Genomic DNA, 3,055 nt, shown 5'->3' on the forward strand with positions numbered 1-3,055 from the left:
GGGACAAGGCGCCAGCCTCGCATAGTTCTTGTGACGTAGCGTGCACTTGGATGCTCTTACGACGTTGTCGTAAAGCCAAGGCAACTTGAGGTTATATGGTCAAGCCACACGGATCATTAGTATCAGTTAGCTCAATACATTGCTGTACTTACACACCTGACCTATCAACCACATAGTCTATATGGTTCCTTCAGGGGGCTTGTGCCCCGGGAGATCTCATCTTGAGGCGCGCTTCCCGCTTAGATGCTTTCAGCGGTTATCGCTTCCGAACATAGCTACCCGGCAATGCCACTGGCGTGACAACCGGAACACCAGAGGTTCGTCCACTCCGGTCCTCTCGTACTAGGAGCAGCCCCTCTCAAATCTCCAACGCCCATGGCAGATAGGGACCGAACTGTCTCACGACGTTCTGAACCCAGCTCGCGTACCACTTTAAATGGCGAACAGCCATACCCTTGGGACCGACTACAGCCCCAGGATGTGATGAGCCGACATCGAGGTGCCAAACACCGCCGTCGATATGAACTCTTGGGCGGTATCAGCCTGTTATCCCCGGAGTACCTTTTATCCGTTGAGCGATGGCCCTTCCATACAGAACCACCGGATCACTAAGTCCTAGTTTCCTACCTGCTTGATCCGTCGATCTTGCAGTCAAGCACGCTTATGCCTTTGCACACAGTGCGCGATGTCCGACCGCGCTGAGCGTACCTTCGAGCTCCTCCGTTACTCTTTAGGAGGAGACCGCCCCAGTCAAACTACCCACCATACACGGTCCCCGACCCAGATAATGGGCCCAGGTTAGAACGTCAAGCACGACAGGGTGGTATTTCAAGGATGGCTCCGCTGCAGCTAGCGCCACAGTTTCATAGCCTCCCACCTATCCTACACAGACGAACTCAACGTTCAGTGTAAAGCTATAGTAAAGGTTCACGGGGTCTTTCCGTCTTGCCACGGGAACGCTGCATCTTCACAGCGATTTCAATTTCACTGAGTCTCGGGTGGAGACAGCGCCGCTGTCGTTACGCCATTCGTGCAGGTCGGAACTTACCCGACAAGGAATTTCGCTACCTTAGGACCGTTATAGTTACGGCCGCCGTTTACTGGGGCTTCGATCAAGAGCTTCGCCTTGCGGCTGACCCCATCAATTAACCTTCCAGCACCGGGCAGGCGTCACACCCTATACGTCCACTTTCGTGTTTGCAGAGTGCTGTGTTTTTGATAAACAGTCGCAGCGGCCTGGTTACTGCGACCCTCTTCAGCTATAGCTCGCACGAGCCACCAAAAAGGGTGCACCTTCTCCCGAAGTTACGGTGCCATGTTGCCTAGTTCCTTCACCCGAGTTCTCTCAAGCGCCTGAGAATTCTCATCCTACCCACCTGTGTCGGTTTACGGTACGGTCTGCGTAAGCTGAAGCTTAGGAGCTTTTCCTGGAAGCGTGGTATCAGTGACTTCGCCATAAAGGCTCGTCTCGGTGCTCGGTCTTAAAGGATCCCGGATTTGCCAAAGATCCAAACCTACCGCCTTTCCCCAGGACAACCAACGCCTGGTACACCTAACCTTCTCCGTCCCTCCATCGCACTTACGCGAGGTGCAGGAATATTAACCTGCTTCCCATCGACTACGACTTTCGTCCTCGCCTTAGGGGCCGACTCACCCTGCGCCGATTAACGTTGCGCAAGGAAACCTTGGGCTTTCGGCGTGCGGGTTTTTCACCCGCATTATCGTTACTCATGTCAGCATTCGCACTTCCGATACCTCCAGCAGACTTCTCAATCCACCTTCAACGGCTTACGGAACGCTCCTCTACCGCGCATAACAAAGTTATGCACCCCAAGCTTCGGTTCACTGCTTAGCCCCGTTAAATCTTCCCCGCAGACCGACTCGACCAGTGAGCTATTACGCTTTCTTTAAAGGGTGGCTGCTTCTAAGCCAACCTCCTGGCTGTCTGTGCCTTTCCACATGGTTTTCCACTTAGCAGTGAATTTGGGACCTTAGCTGTGGGTCTGGGTTGTTTCCCTTTTCACGACGGACGTTAGCACCCGCCGTGTGTCTCCCATACAGTCCGTCTCGGTATTCGGAGTTTGCAATGGTTTGGTAAGTCGCGATGACCCCCTAGCCATAACAGTGCTCTACCCCCGAGAGGATACATATGAGGCGCTACCTAAATAGCTTTCGAGGAGAACCAGCTATCTCCGGGTTCGATTAGCTTTTCACTCCTAATCACAGCTCATCCCCGTCTTTTGCAACAGACGTGGGTTCGGGCCTCCAGTACCTGTTACGGCACCTTCACCCTGGCCATGACTAGATCACCCGGTTTCGGGTCTACTGCCCGCGACTATGCGCCCTTATCAGACTCGGTTTCCCTTCGCCTCCCCTATACGGTTAAGCTTGCCACGAACAGTAAGTCGCTGACCCATTATACAAAAGGTACGCAGTCACTCCTTGCGGAGCTCCTACTGCTTGTACGCACACGGTTTCAGGATCTATTTCACTCCCCTCTCCGGGGTTCTTTTCGCCTTTCCCTCACGGTACTGGTTCACTATCGGTCGGTCAGTAGTATTTAGCCTTGGAGGATGGTCCCCCCATGTTCAGACAGGGTTTCACGTGCCCCGCCCTACTCGTCTTCACTGAAATGGCCCTTTCAGATACAGGGCTATCACCTTCTATGGCCACTCTTTCCAGAGTGTTTTCCTAGAACCAAATCAGCTTAAGGGCTAGTCCGCGTTCGCTCGTCGCTACTTACGGAATCTCGGTTGATTTCTTTTCCTCTGGTTACTTAGATATTTCAGTTCACCAGGTTCGCTTCCAGCAGCTATGTATTCACTGCAGGATACCCGCAAGCGGGTGGGTTTCCCCATTCGGACATTACCGGATCAAAGCTTGTTGCCAGCTCCCCGATACTTTTCGCAGGCTGCCACGTCCTTCATCGCCTCTGACCGCCAAGGCATCCACCGTGTGCGCTTATTCGCTTGACCATATAACCGCAAGTTGCCTTGGGTTATACATTTGACCCGGGGGTACAAAGCCCGGATACGAATATAACGACTCAATTAAT

Annotated in this window: 1 rRNA gene; it reads right to left on the reverse strand. The window is 53.2% G+C overall.

Annotated features, from left to right (window positions below):
* Positions 1 to 95 precede the first annotated feature (95 nt).
* A 23S ribosomal RNA gene (locus IAE56_RS20725) occupies positions 96 to 2,975 on the reverse strand.
* Between the last annotated feature and the right edge of the window lie 80 nt (positions 2,976 to 3,055).

It is taken from the genome of Stenotrophomonas sp. S41, assembly GCF_016624625.1.
GTDB lineage: Bacteria > Pseudomonadota > Gammaproteobacteria > Xanthomonadales > Xanthomonadaceae > Stenotrophomonas.